The sequence below is a fragment of the Yersinia sp. J1 genome, from assembly GCF_050586585.1.
Classification (GTDB): Bacteria; Pseudomonadota; Gammaproteobacteria; order Enterobacterales; family Enterobacteriaceae; genus Yersinia; species Yersinia entomophaga.
Window position 1 is genome coordinate 60,684 of sequence record NZ_JBOBDP010000014.1, and the last position, 21,978, is coordinate 82,661.

Genomic DNA, 21,978 nt, shown 5'->3' on the forward strand with positions numbered 1-21,978 from the left:
GGTTTTATGCGACTTTTCCTTATCGCATTATTTGGCAGTGTGATGCTATGCCTTACCACACCGGTGCATGCCTGGTGTTTTGATGAAGCTGGCGCTCGATATCACATTAACGCACAACTCCTGCGGGCTATTGCGGTTAGGGAGAGCTCGCTGAATCCCAATGCTATCGGCATCAACCGCACTGCGGGCAAAATATCCAGCCGTGATTATGGCTTGATGCAGATTAACACCCAACAATTACCCAGACTTAAACGTCTGGGTATTATCAAAAGCGAACAAGATTTACTGACCAATCCCTGTCTCAACGTTCAAATTGGAGCCTGGATATTAGCCCAGCATCTGCAAATCTGTGGTAGCAACTGGTCATGCTTAGGTTCATACAATGCCGGTTTTTCTCCCGACAGAGAGCCGCGCAGAATGTGGTATTCGAAGAATATTTATAAGGAATACATGCGTCTTGGTGGGGGGGTTTCATGATCTCGACTCTTTTGGTATTGCTGTTATTTGCTGGCCTAGCACTAGCATTTACATTTCGTAACCATGGTCCAGTTTTACGACAGGGTAATCTGTTTCTCCTCGACTACGACCGACCTACTTATTCGCGTCAAATTATTCACCTTCTCCAATGGATTACCTGGAGTTGTACGCTATTGGTTCTGCTACTCAATAGCGTATTTACGCTTTCACCGGCACACTTGCTACAGTCATTTGCCCTGCTGATATTTAGCCTGAACCTTATTGGGCTAGACGCGCAAGAACGCTGGCTACCACTGTGTTTCACTAACAGTTTCTGGTTTGTTGGGCTTTTGCTCACCTTACTTCCTGGCGCCGCGTTATCGCCTTACACCGCTGCCTTCACCAGTCTGGCTGCATTTCTGCTTCTGAACCTGGTATACCGAATTTTGGCCCACAAACAACCTGGAGCTTTGGGATTGGGGGATGTTCATCTACTTGCCGGTCTATGTGCCTGGCTCCCCCTCCCTTGGTTGTCTGGAGCATTGGTACTCTACTTGTTAATAACCGTCAGCTTGTTTGGACGAAAATCTCCGCACCCACTGGCACCCTGGCTGCTCCCAGCCGTCATAGTGACTCATCTTATTCACCCCATTCTGGCAACAGAGGGAAATATCTATGTTGAGTAAAAAGAAATCTTTCTCACATCCCCCCGTTAACCGTGGATTAACCATTGCCGAAACAATCATGGTTATAACTCTGCTATCGGTGATAATGGCCTACAGTATCCCCCGGGTTATAGAGTACAACCAGGAGCGGGCATGGGACATCAGTGCCACCATGCTGTCTGCCGTCAGTGCGTCAGCTAATCGCTATATCAAGGACAATAAAGACACTCTGACGACACAGCTCAAAACCGCAAAAAATGTTGTTATCACAGGTAAACAGTTACAAGACGCAAAATACCTTCCGCCTGGATTCAGTCTAACTACCGATGATGGCCAGTCATATCTAGTAGCAATAACCCAAGACGGCAAAAGCAACTTGATGGCGTTCGTCCTAACCTCGGCGGGCAAGGAAATTCAACCTAATGGACTTAGGTATATTGCTCAAAACATCAGTGGCCTAGGTGGTTATATTTGGCCAGCTAATCAGGCGATCGGTGCAAATGGTAGTTGGACTGTTAATCTCTCCGACTATGGTCTCTCGGGTCAAATGGGTCGCCTTGCTGTCATGTTATCTTCCGACTCACTCGGCAGTGACAGTGAAGCCGGTGATCGTCTGTATCGCTTTAAAGTCAATGGTCGCCCGGATCTAAACAAAATGCATACCGACATAGATATGGGCAATAACTCATTAAACAACACGAGTGCTGTCAATGCCCAAACGGTAACAGTAGAAAATGATATCAAGAGCAACAGCGGCTGGATCATTACGCAAAACGACAAGGGATGGCTGAACGCCACACATGGCGGAGGCCTAACCATGACTGACGACGATTGGGTGCGCAGCGTCAATAACAAAGGGATTTACACCGGAGGACAACTGCGAGGCGGAACAATACACGCCGAAGGCCGTCTGGCCACAGATGAGTTTCTGCAACTCAATAAGATTATGGTGCCTGGTCAATCTTGTGAGGCCGGTATATTAACTCGGGATGCCGAAGGTGCGCCTCTTTACTGCCAAGCCGGTATTTTGACGGGGATAGGGGGTGGTGGTATGTCGCGTGTAGCCGTCAATAATCTTGATATTGTGTCAAATGGGTCATACAAAGTCTTGTTGGTGACTGTATCCAGTTTATTCAACGCCGGTGATGGTTCTCACACCGGTTCCGCATCCTTTAACGTGTATGTCGATGGCGGGTTGGTTGGTGTTGTTAAAACCAGCGTCCGGGTTGATAAAGGTGGTAGTAGCGGACATTACTGGGGGTACCAAAACTATGGTGTTACTCAAAAACAAATCGCAGTCAATGTAAAATCAAACAGTCGCGTCACGGTTATGCTGGCAGGCAGTTCATATCACAATACCAGTGATGTCCGCATCGACCTGACCTCTTAATTTATCCGCACCGCAACTATCTCCGATATACAGGAACTATTTATATGAAATTATCGTATCTGGCCACGCTTGGCCTTTTCCTGCTATCCGGTTGTCAGGCACCTCAAGCGAAACATCCGATATCTACTCCACAGCCTATAACTATTAATACAGGGCAAATCACTCCCTCGTTACAAGATCTCGCCTTAAACGGAGTACTAAATCAGAAAGTACATTTCGTACCCGGCAGTATTCGAGCAAACAGCCAACGACTTTCAGTGACATGGGATGGCGATGCTATTGAGCTCCTGGCCGAATTAGCACGACAACGCGGCTTATCATTCGCTTATACCGGTGTCAGATTACCACTTCCTGTCACTATTCATGTTCAAGACGTTACCTTTGAAACCCTGCTTCGAATTATCCGTACTCAAACCGACTGGCGAGCTCAGCTAGATCAGCAGTCCAGAGAGCTTCGCGTCTACTTTATGCTGCCCCTAAAACAAGGAGCTTTAGCATGATACGAAAAGCCTTGGCCCTCTGTCTGGCACTGGTCACCGTGCCAGTTATCGGGGCAACCATCGATACACCTCCACCACCGGATATCAATGCCTACCTATCGCCAAAGGCCACTGATAAACACGGTCTGAACGACACATTATGGCAACTTCTTAATGATGCGGGGCAAACCGTTGGTTTTCGGGGAGGAAAAGCACAGCGAGCCTGGGAACTGCAACAAGCGCTGAGTATTCAGAATGATGACTTAAATAGACTCTATACCTTTGCTCCGCTGATCAGTCGCCAGGGGTGGTTACCTCCCGTTATTGTCGCGGCTGAATCTCTCGCAAACATTACAGATAACCAGATACGAACCGCTAACAAAACCTACACCATTCTGGTGAAAGAGCGATTTGTCAGTAATCCGCCCTCTTGGCGGCAGTACTTATTGGCCGGACTGGCAGTGAATACCGATATCCCTACAGAAATTGCTCCGAAGAATGGCGCCGAAGAAAAAGTCTGGCGTGCCGCGATAGAAAAGGGTTGGCAAGAAGGACGTGAAAGTGCCGACCGAACGTTAGAAAGTAACTTCAATCGATTAACTCGGGATTATGCCGGCATGGTGCGTTATTCCACTCTGGTGCAGCAAGGCATGATCACCTTACCTGTGGTCAGTGAACAGCTGCAGTCCGTTACTGGCTCCCAAGACAAACTGATGTTGGGTGATAAAGTACGCGACCTGAAACAACGCGCCGGCTTTGAGTTGGATAAGAAACGTTGGAAACCCACTATCACGACACAACAGTAACCTCCTCCTATTTCATATGCTCGGAGTGAACCCATGAATAATAACCCTGGTCAAGTACAGTTACTTTCCTCATTAGGAAACAACTACATAAAAAGTGAGCCTAGTGACTTTTTGGCTCATGAAACGCTACTGGCTGCTGCTCGTGAATATTTAATGATGCGTTCAGTTAGTTCATCAAATACGGTGATATTTATGAGAAATATCCCACGAAAATATACGGACCTCTTCCAAGCGTTAAGCTTTGGCCATCTGGGGTTTCATTCCACTTACATCAATTATCCCTATTATTTAAGTTCTGTGCGTGGAGCCCTATATGACAAATCTTGATGAATTTGATTTTTCAGGCGGACTCGACGCAAACAAACTCCGAAGTTTTTTTGTTCACTGTTATCGCCATAAAGTCTCTGATATCCATCTGCAGAGTGGAAGCCCAATCATTGTTGATCACTACGGCCGCAAGGTTGTAACCAACAAGTTCAATATTGATAGTTCCCAATTGGTGCGCCTCGTCGATGAGATATACACCCCTGATATTAAATCACTGGTCCAAGGGGGCTGTGGTGCTGACCGGGCTTTACAGCTGGAAGGTGATAATACTGGCCGTTTCGGACTCGAACGTGGTGAACGGGTGCGTTATCGCACTAACTTCATTCAGGCCACTATTGGTTCGCTTAATACAGCAATGGCCATCACGTTACGTATTATTCCATCAGCTATCCCGCCCTTAGAGACAATGGGCCTGGAAGATGATCTCCGTCGCAGTTTATTACCTATGGATGGTCTGGGTTTAACGTGTGGTCCAACCGGCTCAGGGAAATCCACATTATTAGCCTCAACTTACCAGCATTACGGAGAAACACATCCCGACGGAAAGGTCACCACCTATGAAGATCCGGTCGAATATCTGCTAGGGGGTCCTCAATGGGTGCTCAAGCCTCAACAATCCGAAATTGGGAGAGATGTTCCGAGTTTTGCTGATGGCCTTCGTCTCTCGTTACGTCAGGCACCGACTTTAATTGGTGTTGGTGAGATACGTGATCTTGATACGTTAGAAGCCGCCATCGCCTGTGCTCACTCTGGCCATCTGGCCCTCAGTACATTGCATGCTTTCTCTCCGGGCCATGCTTTTTCTCGTTGTATCCGAATGGCGTCCAGTGACACCCGTGAACAAGTTGCCTTTGATCTACTTGATGCTTTGCGGTTTGTCATCGTGCAACGCCTCCTGCCAACGACTGATGGTAAACGTATCGCTGTTAGAGAATACGTCCTATTTGACGATGATTGGCGCAGCAAATTATCTCAACAACATTATTCTCGCTGGCCTGATCTGATTAACGCGTCACTTCGTGAGAGTTCGACGCGCATTGCAGATCAAACCTGGGAACTTTTTGTGAACGGGCGAGTTGCTGAACATGTAGCGGAACAAGTGATGGGATGGCGAGAATTTAACGAAAAACGGAAAACAACATAATGAACAACGATTATTGCAACTGGTTAGATGCGGGTCGCGCCGTCACGATCTTTGGCATTCCAGTGCTGGTTTATCTGGTGTTTATCGTGTGGGTATTTTGGCCAAGTATGCTGATGTTCCTCTTCTGTGTCGGATTGTTGGTGTTTTACAAACTACTGGCTTTCTTTGATTACACCCTCACGGTGGTATTCCAGCGTTTATTGCACCGGTTGCGCGGCAACATCATTACCGGTCGTCCCTGGTGGTATCGAAAATTCTTTGAATAGGAGTCCTATATGATAATCCTCAGCTCTGGCCATCCTTACCAACCTGTTGGGAGGCACAATGAAAGCAACTGAATCTACCTACCTCGTTATTCCATTCGAACAGTTGAAAGAAGCCAAACGGCAGGCAGGTAAGCTGGACAATGGTGAGAATGCGCTGGAGTTCGACCCTGATCGCAAAATGTGGTTTGCCAAAGAGGGCTCTGAACTCGACAAACTCACTCGCTGGCGCATCGATAATACGCTGGCCACCGAAACCAATAACGATTCCGCCCAAGAGTTTGGCGACTTTATCCGTTCACTCGGCGGAAATCTTCAAGGCGACCCAGAGATGGATGGTCTAACTCATCGGATATCGATGAATGATGACAAGCAAGGTAAAAAATCTGGCGTTTATGTTGGTCATTTGGATGGCTTTGCCAATGGTTGGTTTGCTGATCATCGTGATGGCCATAGAAATACCTGGTCATCGAACTCAGACAGGCCTGACCCCATAGTGTTAGCACACCGCAAGGCAATGGCTGCACAAGAGCAACTACGGCGCGATGCCAGAATACGCCAAGAGCAAGATAAGAAATCAGTCGAAGTCACCAAGTTATACGAGCGGTTGAGCCAAGCCAGCCAAGACCACCCCTACTTAAAGAAAAAGGGCGTGAAGGTAGCCAAAGGAATGCTCATTGATGATCGTAATCAATTGGTCATTCCATTATTGAATGTCGCCGGTGATATACGAACACTACAAACCATTGCACCCGACGGCAGTAAGCGTTTAAGCAAGGGGGGGCAAAAAGAAGGTAATTTCTTCATTGTTGGTGGCACCCTTAAGAATGGTCAGCCCATTGTCTTTGCCGAGGGTTATGCCACCGCCGCCAGTGGGGCTATGGCTCTAAAATACCCGGTGGTGATGACCGTTGATTCTGGCAACTTGGTCAAGGTGGCCAAAGCACTGCACGAGCGTTACCCCGACAGTCCAACCTTGTTCTTGGCTGATGATGATCTTCCTAAGCCAAAACGCCCTGGCAATCCGGGGAAAGAAAAAGCCACAGAAGCCGCTGAGCTTACTGGCGGCATTGTTATATTACCGGCATTTACTGCAGCTGAGCGCGAGAAGGGATTGACGGACTTCAATGACTTTCACCAGTCACGCGGTTTGTCGGCACTCGCAGAACAATTGGCCCCTGTTTTTGCTCCGTTACATCGTCCCTCACCTCTGGAACCCACAACAATGGAAAATACACAGACTGAGCCCACACCTGAAATTGATATACCCTCCGTACAAGACGTACCCGTTAATGAATATGCTGACTATGGTCATATTGCTGATAGCGTCTTCGACCAAGAGGTCCAAGATTTCACACCATATGCTATCAATGACCCCATACCCCCTGTCACTGCAGAGCAGACTGTTATTCAGGAAGCACCTTTAGCTACGGAGCAAATCGTTATTCCAGAAACACCTGCGGCAGTTAAAAATGAGGCTGAAGAAGCAAAACAGGAAAATATTGCACCAATTGCTAACCCAACGATACCCACAGTTACGGCGCCCAAAGAAAAACCCATTGAGTTAGTTTCTTTCGCTGGCCGGCTGGCACCTCAACCTGCAACATCAACCCCTAATGAGCAACAAGCCCAGTCAGAGGCTAACCTGGCAGCACAAACGGAAGACGCTATCTGTATCGAGATGCCTGCGGGCCAAGCTCGCCAAGTGGCTCCACTCGATCTAGATGCATTGATGCAACAAATTACTCATGAAATGGCCCTCGATGGACGGTCAGTAAAATATCTCTTTTCTGGTGAACCCGCCTTTGTCGACCACGGCGACCGCATCACAATGGCGAACGCGGCAGCAAGCCAAAGTGATGCCATGATATTGACGGCCTTACTTGTTTCACGCGAACAATATCGGGGGCGCATTGAGCTTACGGGGAGCGATCAGTTCAAGCATCGCGCCATTATGCTAATTGCTGAATACAACCTCGATGTCAAAATGAAAAACCCGCAGCAGCAACTGATGTTAGATGAGGCCCGTAAGCAGTTGGCAGACGAACCAACCCCAGGAGCTGAGGCAACACCCGTTGGCCCACAGACAGCATCTATTATGACTGAGGGGCAAACAACAGAACCTGCCACAGCAACAGCAACAGCAACAGCAACATCATCACCATTGGCGAACGAATTACCTCCAGAATTACGGCCTACAGTGCTTCCCCCAGAAATACCGCGAAATGCCAGTCGTAAGGAAAGCGAAGCAGGTCTGACAGGCGCTTTATTGGGGCATGGTCCCGCACCGTACAATTTTGATTCGTCTGAGAATCTTAGCTATTACGTACATTTACGTACCGCGCATGGAGAACGTTACGTTTGGGGGAAAGAGTTGGCACAGGTCATGCCAGACAGTGGCCTCAGTAAAAACGATGTGGTGACGCTAACCTGGCTCGGCAGTAAAGAGGTCACGGTCCAGGCTAAAGTACGTGACGCGAACAATAAGATCGTGGTCGATAAAAACGGAGTTGAACAGACGGAGGAAATCATTTCCCACCGTAATCAATGGGCAATAAAGCCGGCAGTCGACCCTCAGTTGCTTGTCAGCCATGAACAGCAGACTACACCGCCAGCGTCACTGACAGCTTATGACATGGCCCATTTTTTTGCGTTACAACAGCAGGTTGTTGAACTGGCGGCAAAAGCTGGGGTATCACTGCCTCCATTGCCTGCACAGGCCAATGACCTTGTGTGGTTTAAGCCTAACGGCCAAGGTACAACAGCCCCTGCCACTCGACCGGCGACCACCCCACTGCCTGCACAGACCCAAGATGCAGGTACTGTACTCATGAAAACGATGACAGCCGAAAACCAACTTAAGTTATTACTGGTAAAAGGCTTAGGCGATTATGTGCAAGGCGTCGTGCAATACGAAGGTGAGTACCATCCGGTGCTCGGTAAACTTTGTATCAATGACAAAGGGACACGTTATGTAGCCTTAAATGCGGTTACGGCTGACGGCATCAAATCCATAGGCCACGGTAATGCCATCAATCACGCCGAAGGAGCCAATAACGCTTTCGTGTTCCGTCTCCAGGGGGAAAAAGACAAACTTTATGCGACGCTGGTTGAACCCGCAAAGTGCCCCCCGGCACTGCATAAGCAACTTGGGTTTACGCACGACTATATTCCACCGTCGCAAGCCCCGCAGAGCCGGGACAATCACACCGTGGAAAACCGGATCAATCCGGCACCTCAGGCACCGCGTCCAGGCTTATAAGGAAAGGCAATGCAACGAAGATACTATTTTATACTTGCCGCCCTGGTGGCCAGCACCTTATCTCTGCAGGTTCAAGCAACGGATTGCCGTGCGGCTACTGCGGCACAAGCTGGGGCGCAGGCTGGCTACGAACGTGCTCGCAAAGCTGCAGAAGCATGGTCACAACGTGAAAATCAGGTATCAAGCGGATTGCAGCAATGCTTGGGAGATATCAGTACAGCCATTACGGTACCGACTTTCCCTGATCTCAGTGGCATCTTGAACGGGATAAAGGACAAAATCTGTCGCGCTGCAAGAGACAAGATCCAAGAATATGTACCGAGTAACATTGACCCATGGGGAGATTTGTCGTCTCGCACCAGCGGTGTAATTGGCACCTCATCGAATTCAGTCAGTGCACCTCAGTCCTATGCACCTACCACTTATAGTCAGATACCTGCAGCTACGTCCCCAGTGAGCTCCGCCTCCGGGGACGGTTACATCTTCACTCGCTAACCGACCGTACCTTTAGCGGTTTCCCCTGTTCTTCTTTGCAACCCCGTTCGGTCTCCCCTACGGGGCTTGCCAGTGGATGTCACCATGAAAAAAAATCTACCCGCTCCCTCTGATGGGGGGAGTGCTGACCCGTATGCGTCTGCAAGAGCACAGCACATTGAAAGCCAGCTCAATGTCAGTTTCACCCGAAAATCTCTCATGGTGAACATATGGCAAAGTGCTTCTCTTTTTCTTTGTCTGTTGATTATCGCTGTTCTGGGATATGCCGTTTTAAACCCGCCAGTAAAATATTTTGCAACGCAAGATGGTCGTGTTATCCCGCTGACCCCAACAGATCAGCCAGCTTACAGTGATGCGGATGTTACCGATTTTGGCAACCGTGTTATTCGTGAGGCGTTCACTCTCGACTTCGTGAATTACCGCTCACAAATGAATAACTTACTTCCCCGATTCTCAGATGAAGGCTTTCGCAGCTATTACGCTGCGCTGACCACATCCAACGTACTTGCCTCCATCAAAGACAAAAAAATGAACATGTCGGTGATGACGTCTCCAGGCGTAGTCGTTAGCAAGGGAACGTTAGAAAACGGGGTATATGCCTGGAAAATTCAATATCCCGTCAAATTCAAATTGACCGGTCAGACAACGTCACTGCCTGAACAAAGTTTTGTGTTGTCACTGCTTATTCAGCGTACCGATCCACGATTGAAGAATACCGGTCTGGAAGTATCTCAGCTCATTACCTATGAGGCTCAATAACCATGAAAATCCAGTATGCCAGTCTGCTCCTGTTAACGTTGGTTAACAGTGTTAGCGCTGCAATCACCACTGACGTCGCTGCAGCCCCCAATGCCTGGCAACCAGCACAAACGCTAAGTGCAGCACCGACAACCAGTACACCACAAAATGTTGCCGCTCAGGTGGCACCAACAGCAGGGCCTGCGCCTACAGCCCCACTTCCTCAAGGCGGAGCAACCCCTCTACCCTCACCCGCGCTAACTTATGCTCAGGGTCAGATGGCTCCATTATCGCCTGATGATGTGACTGGCTTACGGGGGACATTTGACCAACTGCAACGTAGTGAGGGGCGAGCGCCCGTCACTGCGGTTCCCCGGATTAGTTCTCTGACGGTCAACCTGTCACCTGGTGCCTCACTACCCATGCTGCGGGCACTTCCAAACTTTCCTGCGACCGTATCTTTTACTGATGAAACAGGCGCGCCCTGGAATATTGACGCGCCGCCAATCAACGGTAACGAAGCCGGTTTTTCCATCAATTACATTCCAAACAGTCCGGTAATGTCAGTTCAGGCCAGACGGGCCTATGACTCTGGGAGCGTGACGGTATATCTGAAAGGTTTACCGGTGCCTGTAGTGATCGCCTTATCCAGTGGCGAACCAGATAACCCCGGACAAGCACAAATTACAGATAGCAGTCTGAACCTTCGTATTCCTATGCGGGGCCCAGCCGCTAAAGCCCAACCTATTGCTCGAGAAAAAATCAGTTTGGACAATCCAACATTGCAATCCTTTTTGGATGGTGTCCCTCCCAAAGAAGCTAAGCGTCTCAAAACCAGTGGCAACGTCCCGATGACATCTGTTTGGCAATTAGGCGATGACTTATATATCCGCTCACGCAGCGATATACGGGATGCGTTTGTAGAAACCTCGGCAGCAGCAGATGGAACTCGAGTTTGGAAATTGCCCGTCACCCCCGAAGTGGTTTTTTCCGTTCAGAGCCGAAATACCACACTGAACATCAACCTGGAGTAAGCCGATGGCCATTGAACAAGATGCTGCAAATGACGGAAAAAAATCACTGATACTGGGCATTGCTGTTGTCACTATTGTTGGCGCAGGAGCTTACCTCGGGTGGGGATGGTTACACAGAGCAGAGCCAACACCGTCAAATTATAAATTGAACAGCGTGGCCAACAATGCCGCGCATAACAGTATTGAAACAGCGCAGTACCGGAAGTTACAAAGTGAAGCTAATAACATCGGTGGAAAAACGGCAGACCGCGGGGGAAACAGCTTTGTGGCGTCCTTACGCATGAGTGATGTCAAACCTGTCGCCCCAACACCGGCTCTACAACCTGTAAGCCTAAATACTACAACCGTAACCTCCTCTCAAGGGGACACAACCAACTCAGGTATAGCTGAGAACGAAAAAGCCGCTCTCAATAGTTACATGAAACTACTTAACGAGCGCTGGAAGCCTGGTGGCATACAATTGGCTAGTTCTTTTGGTCAGAGCCAACAAGGCAATGGGCAATCAGGCAGTACATCAGAGAATGCTTTTAGTGCATGGAGTAATGGGCTCCCAGGCAATGCGCCGGTGACTGTATCGAGCCAAACAACAGCCAATAACGGGGTTCAAGACCTCATGGTTGTGCCACCGAATACACTTAGGCCGGGTGTAATAGACACTGCAATCGACTCTGACAACCTCAATTCAATCGTTAAGGCTCATATTCCTGCAGGCTTTTTAGCGGGAGCCAGCTTCACCGCTCGGGGTATACAACTGGCGGGTAACGGAGTGGTCATCCATCTCACTAGCATGACACTCAACGGTATTGAATATCAGGTCGATGCCTATGCTTTACAAGACGATACGTTGCAATCCTCCGTCGCCAGTGACGTCCACAACCGTTATATCTCCCGAATTATATTGCCCGCCGTTGCCACTGGTATTGGTGGATTGGGTGAATTGTATAAACAACAAAACACGCAAATCCTATCGACCAACGCTGGCACGATCAGCGGCGGGACCGGCTCGGTTAAAGGCTCAGCTGTAGCAGGTACCATCGTCGGTGGCATTGGCTCTCAAGCTGGCCAAGTGATGGCGAGTGATGCTGCCAAACTTCCCGTCCAACAGGTTCGTGTTTACAAAAACCAAGTTGTGGCCATCCAATTTATGAAAGGTGTATATGAGAGCGACCGTCTCAACAAAAACGCGGCCGCCATACCCCAAGCAGGAGCACGCTAATGACAACATCTCATTTTGACCTAGAGACGCCCCCAGTTGATTTGCCCGAAAATGAACCAGAAGTAACCCAAACACCTATCGCCAGTAAGCCAACCCATTCCAAACTTATCACTTTGCCTTTCGGCTTAAAGGTTGCCCCGTTACAAGCCGGGATGATGGGAGTCGTCATCGTCGGAATTGTCGCTTTCGGTGTATTGCGTAATGCCCCCTCGAGTACCGGTGCGTCGCCACAGTTTGCGGCTCAAGAGCCCATAACCACACCGCCTATTGTGCCCGTACCTTACTCACCACCGTCAACATCAGTGCAGAACACGACCATCGACGTACCGCCAACGAGGGAGCCTGTGGCCAGTACCCTGACAGAGCCTGGCCCGCAAATAGTTGAAGAGTTGCGGGTATACGGGGAAAACAACCGTGAAGGAATAAAAGCATTGGATCAACGTTTGCGCCTCCTGGAGCAGCAGGTTGCCTATTTGGCACAACGCCCAAGTCCTGCATCTGTATCCACCATGACCACAGCCTCTGCTGTTGCACCGAAAGCCTCCCACCGCACCGCGTCAAAAAACAGCGGATTACGGGGGGCCAGTATCAACAGTTTATATCCGGGATTAGCTTGGGTGACTTATCAGGGAAGTACCTGGGCACTGCAACCGGGTGACCGCATTGGTCATGCCACCGTGCAACGCATTGACACTCAAAATCGTGAGGTCATCACCACTGCCGGTGTTATCCGGTAAGGATACCTATGGACTTGGTCCAAATGCTGGCCAACGCCGTCAACAACGTTACGGCGGTTGGAATTCAGCTGATCATCGCGATGGGGGCAGTAGGTGGCTTAATCATGCTGGTCTTGCACTTTGGCAATATCGCCAGTCGTGCACGCAGAGGACAGGTACAAGACGGCCCTGGAAAAATCATGCTGATCATTCTGATATGCGGCTGCGTTATTGCACTGCATCAGGTGATGAATGCAACCTCACGACAAATGGCTTTGGGTGACGTCACTTTTGGTGCAATAGCCTATGTTTCCGAAGGCAAATACGGCCCTGCTGCGGTCGCCATTAATGCCGGTCTTACGCTTCTGCAGTGGATCGGTGTCATTTATGCGTATCAGGGTTTATTGCGCCTGAGACGCTCTACAAAAGACGGTCATACCGGTCTTAGCGCCGGTGATGACGTCGCTAGCGGCGCTAAACGAATAATTATTGGCACCCTGCTCGCAGTCAATCCACGGGTACTCGATGCCCTACAAAACACAATCAATTTTCATTGGTAAATACAGAGGTCATAATGAACGCTCGTCAAATCTTGAAAGACTTTCCACTTTTCATCTCAGTTAAAGCAGCCTTACTGGCAGAAACACTCCGCCGGCAATATGTTCGCATCGTTGCAGGTTTACTGGCAGGGTTCCTGACCCCTCTCGCCCATGCCGATGGAGATCTTGTCGATATGATTAAAGCCCCTTTGGACGGCATTTATTCCTTAAAAGAGCCTATCGTGAAAGCGTCAATGACCCTCGGCCTCATTTTAATAGCTGTTGCCATCGGCATGATGGCTTCCAAGAAAAATAACCCACAAATCAAGGGTTGGCACATCTTGATATTATTTGCAGCGGGAGGCTGTTTTATTGCGCTTGATCAGATTGCTAATCGTAGCCAGAAGCAGATGGGGCTGAACCCAGTATCTGTCGGTTAACGTAGATAGCCGGCCCTTGTGGCCGGCCTTACTTAACTCGAACGTCTCAATGAGGCTTCTTTCCGAAAGCCCCCATTCTTTGGAGTTCTAATGCTGGTCTTTTCCGTTTCCCGTCGTGTGACGGGCCTTTCCCGCACGCCTCAACAACAGAATACATTAGATGAAACAGCCCGTATGGCGGGACATAACTGTGAATTCTGTGGCTACGAGTCACCTAAAAATACCGTGATATTTCGTGACCAAAACCAACTAAATACACTCCGAGATAACCTTTGTGTCGCTGACCCACTGTGTCTAGCCTGGCAACAATTGGATACCGTGACGGCGGAAGCCGGGGTAATTGTCTATCTGCCAATTTTGCGACCGGAGGATATCAATCATCTACAACGGGCCATCGCTCAGGCACTTGAATCTGACAGTGAAGAATATCAGCAAGATGCCAAAGCTCTACTCAATTGGCTCACCTCTCACGACAAGCCAGTACGCAAATCATGGGGAACAACGCATCCTCAAGCATTCGGTGAAGCCTTGAAACGTCTCCCGGATGAAAAACGTGAATCCTTACTGTCCCGCTGCCGCCATCTGGCACTGGCGCTACATCCTGGTCGCCTCAAAGGACGACTGGCAACCACAGGGCTAGATGCCAATACAACCTGGTGGTCACTCCTATACCGTGATTATTGCTCCCGGAGCTGAACATGATTGTCGATAAAATCGAAGATGCTTTTGCTTATTTTTCTCGCTACACATTAGGGCGGGATTTTTCCCAGTATTGTGACCTACGCACAGTCATTGGGCTGACTCCCGACGACAAAATACGACACCCCTCATTGGCCGCGCCGTACATTCATGTGACACACAACAATGATTACGCCAGCTGCTTTGAGGTTTTGGGCGCTTTCAGAGAATTCAGTGAAGCCGAGCCTCGTACTGTGGGCGACATCCCCGATACTGATAGCTTTCTCAGGTTTGTTCTGAAACTCAGAGACTCCTTAACAGGCGATTTTAAAGCCTTGGGGCAAAAGTTATGTATTGTCTTTGAGCGCGATCCTACACGGGGAAAAGAAGAAATAACGCGGCTGGTTGAGCCTCAAAGACTGGCATACCGTAAGCTGGGGCTTGAACTGGACGATTTAGTGGATGAACAAATTGTCAAAATGTCGCCTTATGTTGCCCGAGAACGTGTTTGGTTGACAGTTTATACCGCAATCTCATCACTGCCTCTGGCTGAACGTAAGGAAGAAGTTCAACGACAAGACAAACAGTTTAAAAATATGCCAGAGGCACGTTTCGGCCAGAATCCAGTATTTACCGAGTTTGAAGGCTTGAAAATGCGACATGATGCGTTTATCGACAAACTGGCAACTGATCTTAAAGATGGCAATGAAGGTGTAATGGTGCGCTTGCTCGACGCCCATGAAGCAGGTCACGTTCTCAGGGATGAAATCGAACGACTCAGCACAGATGAAAGCTGGCAGCCACTGTTACCAGGTGATCGTGTTATCCCTCATGGCAAGCTACGCGGTGACGATATTAGTGCTGCATTGGCACCTCATCTCAACTTTCAATATTGTGACACCGAAGTGAAAGCACACGGCAGCATGATCGAAGTGGACGGTTTGTACCATGGTCAATTAGCCATGACGCTTGCCCCGCAACGCCCTGAACCCTTTAGCCAGTTGTTTAAGAAGGTTCCGAGGCAAATACCTTGGCGGTTAAGACTCGATCTGATGCCTGGTGGGGGGGATTTGCTCAATAGCAAACATAACCTGTTGTCCTTTGTCGCTTTTGTCCCTGGATTACGCGATATTTACCAGTCTGTCTCTTGGCTGCTGGAACAAAATAAGAAAGAGCCTGTGTGCATGATGAGCATTACAGCCAGTACTTGGGATGCGGATAAAAGCCGACTTAAACGCAACTTAACACTGCTGCAAAAGTCACTTCAATCGTGGGGCGTATCCAGTGTGACCAAAACCTTTGGTGACCCAATCCGTGCCTGGATCAACACACTACCGCTGGCATCAAGTTTTAGTGCTTCTACATTGATGTTCCCGCCGCTTTCGGAAGGTATCAAGTTAATGCCCCTGCAGCGTCCGGCCAGCCCATGGGGAAACGAAGGGAACTCTATTCATCAAACTGTGGACGGTAAACCGTATCCTATCCAGTTAGCCAGCTCGTTACAGGAAAAGCATACAGAGTTACTTGCGGGTTCTCCTGGCTCAGGAAAGTCGCTGTTAGCTAACAGCTTACATCTTGATGCCATTGCTAATGGAAACAGTGACCTTCCCTTTATGGCCTTTACCGATAAGGGGTTTACCGCACAAGGTTTCTATGACCTAATTTCCGACAGTCTTTCTCCTGATCAGAAAGACAAAATCATCAGTATTATCCTGCGTAACGATGCAGATCACTGCCGTAACCCGTTTGATATTCTTCTTGGCTTGAAATACCCCATCAGTACCGAGCGTGAATATATATTGGGAATGCTACTCAGTTTATGTATCGACCCAGAGAAAGGCATCGCCCCAGACTCTGCATCCTGTAGACAAATTCTGTCTCGCGCCGTGGACATGGTATATCGCAAAAATAGTGATGATGAACCAATTCGGTATGGTGCGACCCTTGTACCTGCTGTTGATACTGCATTGAAAAACAGTGGTTGCATTGCTGAACATGACGCTCAGTGGTGGGAAATGGCTACCTGGTATGAAGTGAGAGATTTACTCTTTGATCACGGGCATGTGTATGAGGCCTCGCTCGCTCAGGCACAGGCGGTACCCGAGTTAAATGACTTACAAGGGGCACTCAATAGCAAAGAATTATTAGTTGCTTTTGGCAAAGTCAATCGGCCTGGCTCTGATGAACTACTGCTCAGTTATGTTTCTCGTTGCCTGACACAAGCCCTCTTCGATTATCCACTGATTGCGGGGCGTACTCGTTTTACCGTCAGCCCCAATACACGAATTCGCATTGTCGATGTCAATAATGTGGCGGGCAAAAACACCCCGGAAGGGAAGATTCGTACCGGTATTATGTACCAGTTCGCTCGCCACCTTGCTGGCGCCAATGATTTCTACCTGCCGCAGTATCAGGATGAGTTGTACAGCAAATTGAATGAGCGTTACATTCCACTACATCGCAAGCGTATCGAGCAATTAGATCAAGAAGTAAAACTCATATTTATTGACGAGTTACACAACATTAAAGGCATCGATACACTGTGGGAGGCACTGCAAACAGAGGACCGCGAGCAACGTAAATTCGGTATTCGTACCGTGTTCGCCTCTCAGTATCTCGATGATTATCCAAAATCTATTCTGGAGTCAGCCAACTCACTCTATTTAATGCGCGTGAGAACCAAAGACTTCCCTGTTCTGCAGGAAACATTCAATGTGCCGCGCACAACACTCCTTAAACTTTTGAACACCACGCGGGGACCGGCGGCAGATGGCAGCGGTGTCACTTTCCTTGCCGTATTCCAAACGACCAACGGTAACGTCGCTCAGTTACTGAAAAACACGGCGGGTCCACTGCGATTATGGGCCTTGAACTCAACGCCGGCTAATCGAGCTTTGCGCAACTTTTTATATGACGCATTGGACGGCAAAACCGCACGTAGGCTGTTGGCGGATACGTTCCCCGGTGGATCTGCAGAGAAACATATTCAGATGATGAAAAAACGTGCCGGTAATGACGATGAAGACAGTGTCATTCGACAACTGGCCGACGAGTTAATTGCCAAGGCTGGCTATATTCAAGGCAACGCCGCATAGCACCAACACATTGCAACCAAGGATTCAAAACCATCGACATCGAGATGTGAACGGTGAAACGTATTATTAACGCTATCTTAAACTCGCAGTTTAGACACTTATTCCACCCCACAGATTTACTTCTCTTATTTCTATTCGTTTGCATCTTGTTTCTATCTGTCTTCATGACCCTTATGGTAAGGCGCTAATCATGCACACCCATCGTTATTTCTCTGGCCAATTCAGTCTATTGACCAGCTTGGTTCTATCCGCTTGCCTACCTGGATACGCCTTAGCCTATCCGGTAGAGGTTATGACGAGCATCCCGATACAAACACAAGTGGCTCCTGCCCTTGGGATCATCAACGGGACGTTGACTGAGATTGCCACTACTCAACATCAAGTTGGCGCGGCCATTAATCAAAATGGAGGAAAGGTGGCCACACAAATTGAACAAGCGGCACAGGCTCAACGTGATCAGGATATTTTCGCGAGACAGGCTGAAAAACTTGAGCAGGCGCGTAGAACCTATACCATTCCCGATAGCATCTGTTCTGAATCCGGTTCTGGTGTAGCGGCTCAAGTACAAAGTGGCGCACGGGCCCATCAAGGAGCATTGGCCAGTGGTGCCGGAATTAGTAATAACACCATTAGACAAGGTATAACCGCGCCAACACCACCACAAGAGCAAGCACAATTTCGCACAGCAGCTATACATGCTGATTACTGTGATGCTACGGATGTAGCGGCTTACGGTGGGACAGCGTTATGCAAAGCTATTTCAGAACGTCCGGGGGGTGATAAGCGATTAACCTCTTTATTGGATGGCGCGGGTAAAGATGGAAAAACCCCGGACCTCACTTTCAACCAGCAACAAACCGATGCTGCTATGGCATACGCTATTAATAGTGCGCCAGCTGCCGCAGGTAAGCAGTTAGGGAAAGGTGAAGTCAAAACAACTTCTGGTCAGCAATATATTGGGATTATGACCCAATACGAAGCGATTAACTCAGCTGCCCGTGAACCCATGCTGGCGATGATCGCCGCAAGTCAGCCTAACGAGGCTACAAAAGACGTGATTACAAAGGAAACATTACGTTCCCCGTCAGCTGCAGCCTATTTCAACCGTACTGCCTCAGAAGAAGCTAAAAGCACCGGCATTATGTCCGAACGAGAGTTTGAACAATTCGAAGCCGGTCGCCGCTATGCCAATACCGAATACCTAAATGACATTTCAAATATGGAAGGGGATCTCCTGTTGCGTGAAGCTATTCTTATTCAGTCCCAACAAAATTGGCTGTTATTAGGCATCAAGCGTGAAATGCAGAAAAATAACATCCTACAAGGTCAACAGCTGTCTCTCGCCGCCACGGAGAATTACCGTCCGCAATTGCAAGCCAAAATGCGTGAAGTTAACGCGGGAGTATCCAGAAATGACTAATAAAGCAGAAAAATCGCCTCAGTGGGGAAAACGTTTAAGCAAAGGTTTGTATTACTCGACTAACATAATTTTACCACTTTCAGAAGCACGCTACGCGGCGTCCAAAATAGGACCATCGCTGTTCAATAATTTCAAACGGCTAAAACATCTCTCGCCCTCTAACCAATTGGAATTAAGGCTAAAAGAACCCATCCTGAGCTTTGAGCAAGCAGTAGCCGCCAGTGGTCTGTCAGTCAATGGCTTACTACGCCGATTTAAGCGCCGAAAAATGGTATGCCTCATCCTAGCAGCAGTTCCGTCATTACTGGCTATAGGACTTCTTTTGGCAATTGCGGTTAGTAGCATCTACACACCTCTGGTACTGGTAAAAGGATTTGTACTAATACTGGTGTTGCTGTCACTGGCTGCAGTGCCATTTGTCCAGGCACTTATTTGTACCTGGCGATTATGGCAACTGAACCAGCAACGAACTTCGCCAGAAGAACGTGGTGGGTTTAACGACTTTTTGGTCGAGGTGTGCTGGTTCAAATCAACAATTTCATCATCACTGCAAGTAAAGAGTAAAAAACGATTGCTTGATATACGTAAATGCCCCTAAAACACCGATGATCGACCTTCAGCTTTAGCCCTCTACCATCCCATGAGATTTTCCATCCTCACCTGTTAACCCAGGCGGGCACCTCTTTATATCTGCGAGTCAATACTATGAATGCCATACGAAAAATAATGGCTGGCGCATTGTTATATCTATTTACCGCCAGTGCCTGGGCCGATACAACGGTAAGTTTTAGCTCCATTGAACAGGCAGCTAAACGCAGTTCCGACTTATCACGTCAAATCCTGGTTATGATTTTCGGTGACGTTGTCACTAATCCACTATCGACCGATTCCAGTATGATCGGTCAGATGTTCTTCGTTTTTAACGGTATTGTCATGGCCATCGCCGTTGTCTGGTTTTTGTTTGTTACGCTTAAGCATATGGTCAAAGCTGGCCAGAATGGACAGATATTTAACCAAGGCAGTTCAATGGTTGGGCCAGTAAGTACCGCTGCGGGTTTTCTGACTCTAGTCCCTACCGTTTCCGGTTGGTCAATTGCCCAGCTCACCTTCTTGTGGGCTGCTTCTATCATGGGGGTTGGTAGCGCAAACTTGGTAACAGACCGTATCGTTGACTTATTAGAGGATGGCTATTCTCTAGTGGTACAACCTGTGGCCCCCCAAACTGTTGGCGCAGCACGGGCTATCTATGAAATGAATCTCTGTCTGTATGGCATCAACAATGAACTCAGCACCATGTACCAACAATATGGTCAAGGTGGTACCCCATTAATGCGTATTAACTCTCTGCCCGATGGCTTTGAAGTCAGTAATGGGAACGCCTTATGCGGATCTGCCAGATTACCCGAAAGCCTCATTGATCAAACAACAAGTTGGTTATTTCCTGTACCAGTCGACACTAACAGCATAATTAATGCGCAACGTAGTGCAATGAATGAAATGCAGAATAATTTATCCCAATCGGCATCACTATTTGTTACCTCATTGGTCAACAAGCAAGTTAATGGTAGTGGTTCTTTACCCGATGCAGAAACGGATATACAGAAGGCTGCCCGTGCCTATGAAGATAGGATTAATCAGGCTTTAAAAGCCCAAGGGAACACTGATGAGTTAGCTTCTGTACTTAATGCACAATTGAAGAAAAATGGCTGGTTAGCACTGGGTTCATGGTATCAGACGTTTGCCACTGCCAATAATAAAGTCAATGAGGCTGTACAGTTAAAACCAGTTATTGCAGGTATGTCTGGATTAGGTGATCTGGGGGCGGGTGAAGTATATGCCAGTATCAAAACGGCGTATCAAGCTCAACTGCAGAACTCTAGCTACACCCCACCTCTTGGGACACAGGGTACTAAAGATACTCAACAAGCGACCGATGCTTCGGCACCTGATGCAGTATTTGTTGGCATTTTCAATTCCCCCATGCAACGTCTAACAAATTTTATTGCAACTGCCCAAATAGGGAATCCATCGGTTGGTAGTAATCAGATGAATCCGTTGCTCAAAATGAAAGCAGTGGGTGATTACACTCTTGATGCGACTGAAATATCATTAATGACATTTACAGCCGTTAAGGTTGCAGTCGATACTTATACGGAGGGTGTATCTGGAAAAGTCCTTTCCATATTATCTTTCAAAGGAAGTGATGCTCTCAAAAACTTAGTTTCTACTCTCTCACCATTTATATATTTTGTCCTGTTCGCTTTATTTAGCATAGGATTTAGCCTTTCTATATACTTACCTCTAATACCATTAATCTATTGGATAGCAGCGGCAGCTAACTGGTTAGTAAGCGTCCTTGTCGGTCCAACCGGAGCTACTCTTTGGGCAGCAACTCATATCGGAACCGAAGCTGAAAAAGGTCATCGCTCCGCTTATGGATATATATTCCTAATAGATGTAATGATTAGGCCTCTATTGATGGTGTTTGGTTTCGTCTTTGCTAGCATAGTCATAGTAGCCCTTGGCACATTATTGAATTTATTGTTTGGTTCCGCTATTGCTAACGTGCAAGCGAAATCTATAACAGGGCTGGTCTCTTTGATGGGCTTTTTAATGATTTATGCAAGGTTATGCACGACTACTGTTACGAGAGTTTTTTCGCTACAAGTTACTATGCCTGACTATATAATCTCATGGATTGGTGGGCGTGAAGCATCAAGTATTCTCGGTGGCGTGGTTGAGTCAGCAAAAAGTATATTTGCTGGATTTTCTCATGGAGTTCAGAGATCGCCTGGTGTAAAATTAAACAAAGCCA

21 protein-coding genes are annotated in these 21,978 nt (G+C 48.2%); all 21 read left to right on the forward strand.

Annotated elements, in window-relative coordinates:
* Positions 1–6: 6 nt before the first annotated feature.
* Positions 7–477, forward strand: coding sequence for a lytic transglycosylase domain-containing protein (locus tag ACQ4OC_RS16175; RefSeq protein ID WP_120806740.1), 471 nt, complete (start codon positions 7–9; stop codon positions 475–477).
* Positions 474–1,142: a prepilin peptidase gene (locus ACQ4OC_RS16180; protein ID WP_120806741.1), complete on the forward strand. Its 669-nt coding sequence runs from the start codon at positions 474–476 to the stop codon at positions 1,140–1,142. The genes ACQ4OC_RS16175 and ACQ4OC_RS16180 overlap by 4 nt, the downstream gene beginning before the upstream one ends.
* A complete protein-coding gene (pilV, locus tag ACQ4OC_RS16185; RefSeq protein WP_205582782.1) occupies positions 1,132–2,511 on the forward strand; it encodes a shufflon system plasmid conjugative transfer pilus tip adhesin PilV in 1,380 nt (459 codons plus the stop codon). Before ACQ4OC_RS16180 ends, pilV begins: the two co-directional genes overlap by 11 nt.
* Positions 2,512–2,555: 44 nt before the next feature.
* On the forward strand, positions 2,556–3,011 hold the full coding sequence (locus tag ACQ4OC_RS16190; protein WP_120806742.1) for a DotD/TraH family lipoprotein: 456 nt from the start codon (positions 2,556–2,558) through the stop codon (positions 3,009–3,011).
* A complete protein-coding gene (locus ACQ4OC_RS16195) occupies positions 3,008–3,796 on the forward strand; it encodes a type IV secretory system conjugative DNA transfer family protein (RefSeq protein WP_120806743.1) in 789 nt (262 codons plus the stop codon). Before ACQ4OC_RS16190 ends, ACQ4OC_RS16195 begins: the two co-directional genes overlap by 4 nt.
* Before the next feature lie 33 nt (positions 3,797–3,829).
* Positions 3,830–4,123, forward strand: a complete 294-nt coding sequence (locus tag ACQ4OC_RS16200; RefSeq protein ID WP_162975219.1) for a hypothetical protein — start codon at positions 3,830–3,832, stop codon at positions 4,121–4,123.
* Complete coding sequence (gene traJ, locus ACQ4OC_RS16205; protein WP_120806744.1) at positions 4,110–5,267, forward strand: plasmid transfer ATPase TraJ; 1,158 nt, start codon at positions 4,110–4,112, stop codon at positions 5,265–5,267. Before ACQ4OC_RS16200 ends, traJ begins: the two co-directional genes overlap by 14 nt.
* Entirely contained in the window at positions 5,267–5,533 is a 267-nt protein-coding gene (gene icmT, locus ACQ4OC_RS16210) for an IcmT/TraK family protein (protein WP_050074346.1), read from the forward strand. Before traJ ends, icmT begins: the two co-directional genes overlap by 1 nt.
* 58 nt (positions 5,534–5,591) lie before the next feature.
* Positions 5,592–8,792 (forward strand): LPD7 domain-containing protein, encoded by a 3,201-nt coding sequence (locus ACQ4OC_RS16215; protein ID WP_430971407.1) that lies wholly within the window; start codon positions 5,592–5,594, stop codon positions 8,790–8,792.
* Positions 8,793–8,801: 9 nt separating this feature from the next.
* Positions 8,802–9,287, forward strand: a complete 486-nt coding sequence (locus ACQ4OC_RS16220) for a hypothetical protein (protein WP_234049650.1) — start codon at positions 8,802–8,804, stop codon at positions 9,285–9,287.
* A gap of 84 nt (positions 9,288–9,371) precedes the next feature.
* Positions 9,372–10,046 carry a DotI/IcmL/TraM family protein gene (locus tag ACQ4OC_RS16225; RefSeq protein ID WP_050074341.1) on the forward strand — a complete coding sequence of 225 codons (675 nt, stop codon included), beginning with the start codon at positions 9,372–9,374 and terminating at the stop codon, positions 10,044–10,046.
* A 2-nt stretch (positions 10,047–10,048) separates the two neighbouring features.
* On the forward strand, positions 10,049–11,059 hold the full coding sequence (locus ACQ4OC_RS16230) for a DotH/IcmK family type IV secretion protein (protein ID WP_050289002.1): 1,011 nt from the start codon (positions 10,049–10,051) through the stop codon (positions 11,057–11,059).
* A gap of 4 nt (positions 11,060–11,063) precedes the next feature.
* Positions 11,064–12,275, forward strand: a complete 1,212-nt coding sequence (traO, locus tag ACQ4OC_RS16235; RefSeq protein ID WP_430971409.1) for a conjugal transfer protein TraO — start codon at positions 11,064–11,066, stop codon at positions 12,273–12,275.
* Positions 12,275–13,012 carry a hypothetical protein gene (locus ACQ4OC_RS16240; protein WP_234049652.1) on the forward strand — a complete coding sequence of 246 codons (738 nt, stop codon included), beginning with the start codon at positions 12,275–12,277 and terminating at the stop codon, positions 13,010–13,012. The genes traO and ACQ4OC_RS16240 overlap by 1 nt, the downstream gene beginning before the upstream one ends.
* Before the next feature lie 8 nt (positions 13,013–13,020).
* The gene (gene traQ / locus ACQ4OC_RS16245) at positions 13,021–13,551 is read left to right on the forward strand and encodes a conjugal transfer protein TraQ (RefSeq protein WP_050074337.1); all 531 of its coding nucleotides are present in this window, start codon (positions 13,021–13,023) and stop codon (positions 13,549–13,551) included.
* A gap of 14 nt (positions 13,552–13,565) precedes the next feature.
* Positions 13,566–13,970, forward strand: coding sequence for a DUF6750 family protein (locus ACQ4OC_RS16250; protein ID WP_120806749.1), 405 nt, complete (start codon positions 13,566–13,568; stop codon positions 13,968–13,970).
* Between the two features lie 90 nt (positions 13,971–14,060).
* Positions 14,061–14,666, forward strand: coding sequence for a hypothetical protein (locus ACQ4OC_RS16255; RefSeq protein WP_050074479.1), 606 nt, complete (start codon positions 14,061–14,063; stop codon positions 14,664–14,666).
* A 2-nt stretch (positions 14,667–14,668) separates the two neighbouring features.
* On the forward strand, positions 14,669–17,743 hold the full coding sequence (locus tag ACQ4OC_RS16260) for a type IV secretory system conjugative DNA transfer family protein (protein WP_120806750.1): 3,075 nt from the start codon (positions 14,669–14,671) through the stop codon (positions 17,741–17,743).
* A 190-nt stretch (positions 17,744–17,933) separates the two neighbouring features.
* On the forward strand, positions 17,934–19,163 hold the full coding sequence (gene traW / locus ACQ4OC_RS16265; RefSeq protein WP_120806751.1) for a conjugal transfer protein TraW: 1,230 nt from the start codon (positions 17,934–17,936) through the stop codon (positions 19,161–19,163).
* Positions 19,156–19,761, forward strand: a complete 606-nt coding sequence (gene traX, locus ACQ4OC_RS16270) for a conjugal transfer protein TraX (RefSeq protein ID WP_050289008.1) — start codon at positions 19,156–19,158, stop codon at positions 19,759–19,761. Before traW ends, traX begins: the two co-directional genes overlap by 8 nt.
* Before the next feature lie 128 nt (positions 19,762–19,889).
* Positions 19,890–21,978 (forward strand): DotA/TraY family protein (locus ACQ4OC_RS16275; protein WP_430971410.1); only part of this gene is annotated, 2,089 nt, incomplete at its 3' end.

Excerpts from the sequence above, each read along its gene's own strand:
- ACQ4OC_RS16175 (WP_120806740.1), top strand. The coding sequence starts at position 7 with ATGCGACTTTTCCTTATCGCATTATTTGGCAGTGTGATGCTATGCCTT.
- ACQ4OC_RS16180 (WP_120806741.1), top strand. The coding sequence starts at position 474 with ATGATCTCGACTCTTTTGGTATTGCTGTTATTTGCTGGCCTAGCACTA.
- pilV (WP_205582782.1), top strand. The coding sequence starts at position 1,132 with ATGTTGAGTAAAAAGAAATCTTTCTCACATCCCCCCGTTAACCGTGGA.
- ACQ4OC_RS16190 (WP_120806742.1), top strand. The coding sequence starts at position 2,556 with ATGAAATTATCGTATCTGGCCACGCTTGGCCTTTTCCTGCTATCCGGT.
- ACQ4OC_RS16195 (WP_120806743.1), top strand. The coding sequence starts at position 3,008 with ATGATACGAAAAGCCTTGGCCCTCTGTCTGGCACTGGTCACCGTGCCA.
- ACQ4OC_RS16200 (WP_162975219.1), top strand. The coding sequence starts at position 3,830 with ATGAATAATAACCCTGGTCAAGTACAGTTACTTTCCTCATTAGGAAAC.
- traJ (WP_120806744.1), top strand. The coding sequence starts at position 4,110 with ATGACAAATCTTGATGAATTTGATTTTTCAGGCGGACTCGACGCAAAC.
- icmT (WP_050074346.1), top strand. The coding sequence starts at position 5,267 with ATGAACAACGATTATTGCAACTGGTTAGATGCGGGTCGCGCCGTCACG.
- ACQ4OC_RS16215 (WP_430971407.1), top strand. The coding sequence starts at position 5,592 with ATGAAAGCAACTGAATCTACCTACCTCGTTATTCCATTCGAACAGTTG.
- ACQ4OC_RS16220 (WP_234049650.1), top strand. The coding sequence starts at position 8,802 with ATGCAACGAAGATACTATTTTATACTTGCCGCCCTGGTGGCCAGCACC.
- ACQ4OC_RS16225 (WP_050074341.1), top strand. The coding sequence starts at position 9,372 with ATGAAAAAAAATCTACCCGCTCCCTCTGATGGGGGGAGTGCTGACCCG.
- ACQ4OC_RS16230 (WP_050289002.1), top strand. The coding sequence starts at position 10,049 with ATGAAAATCCAGTATGCCAGTCTGCTCCTGTTAACGTTGGTTAACAGT.
- traO (WP_430971409.1), top strand. The coding sequence starts at position 11,064 with ATGGCCATTGAACAAGATGCTGCAAATGACGGAAAAAAATCACTGATA.
- ACQ4OC_RS16240 (WP_234049652.1), top strand. The coding sequence starts at position 12,275 with ATGACAACATCTCATTTTGACCTAGAGACGCCCCCAGTTGATTTGCCC.
- traQ (WP_050074337.1), top strand. The coding sequence starts at position 13,021 with ATGGACTTGGTCCAAATGCTGGCCAACGCCGTCAACAACGTTACGGCG.
- ACQ4OC_RS16250 (WP_120806749.1), top strand. The coding sequence starts at position 13,566 with ATGAACGCTCGTCAAATCTTGAAAGACTTTCCACTTTTCATCTCAGTT.
- ACQ4OC_RS16255 (WP_050074479.1), top strand. The coding sequence starts at position 14,061 with ATGCTGGTCTTTTCCGTTTCCCGTCGTGTGACGGGCCTTTCCCGCACG.
- ACQ4OC_RS16260 (WP_120806750.1), top strand. The coding sequence starts at position 14,669 with ATGATTGTCGATAAAATCGAAGATGCTTTTGCTTATTTTTCTCGCTAC.
- traW (WP_120806751.1), top strand. The coding sequence starts at position 17,934 with ATGCACACCCATCGTTATTTCTCTGGCCAATTCAGTCTATTGACCAGC.
- traX (WP_050289008.1), top strand. The coding sequence starts at position 19,156 with ATGACTAATAAAGCAGAAAAATCGCCTCAGTGGGGAAAACGTTTAAGC.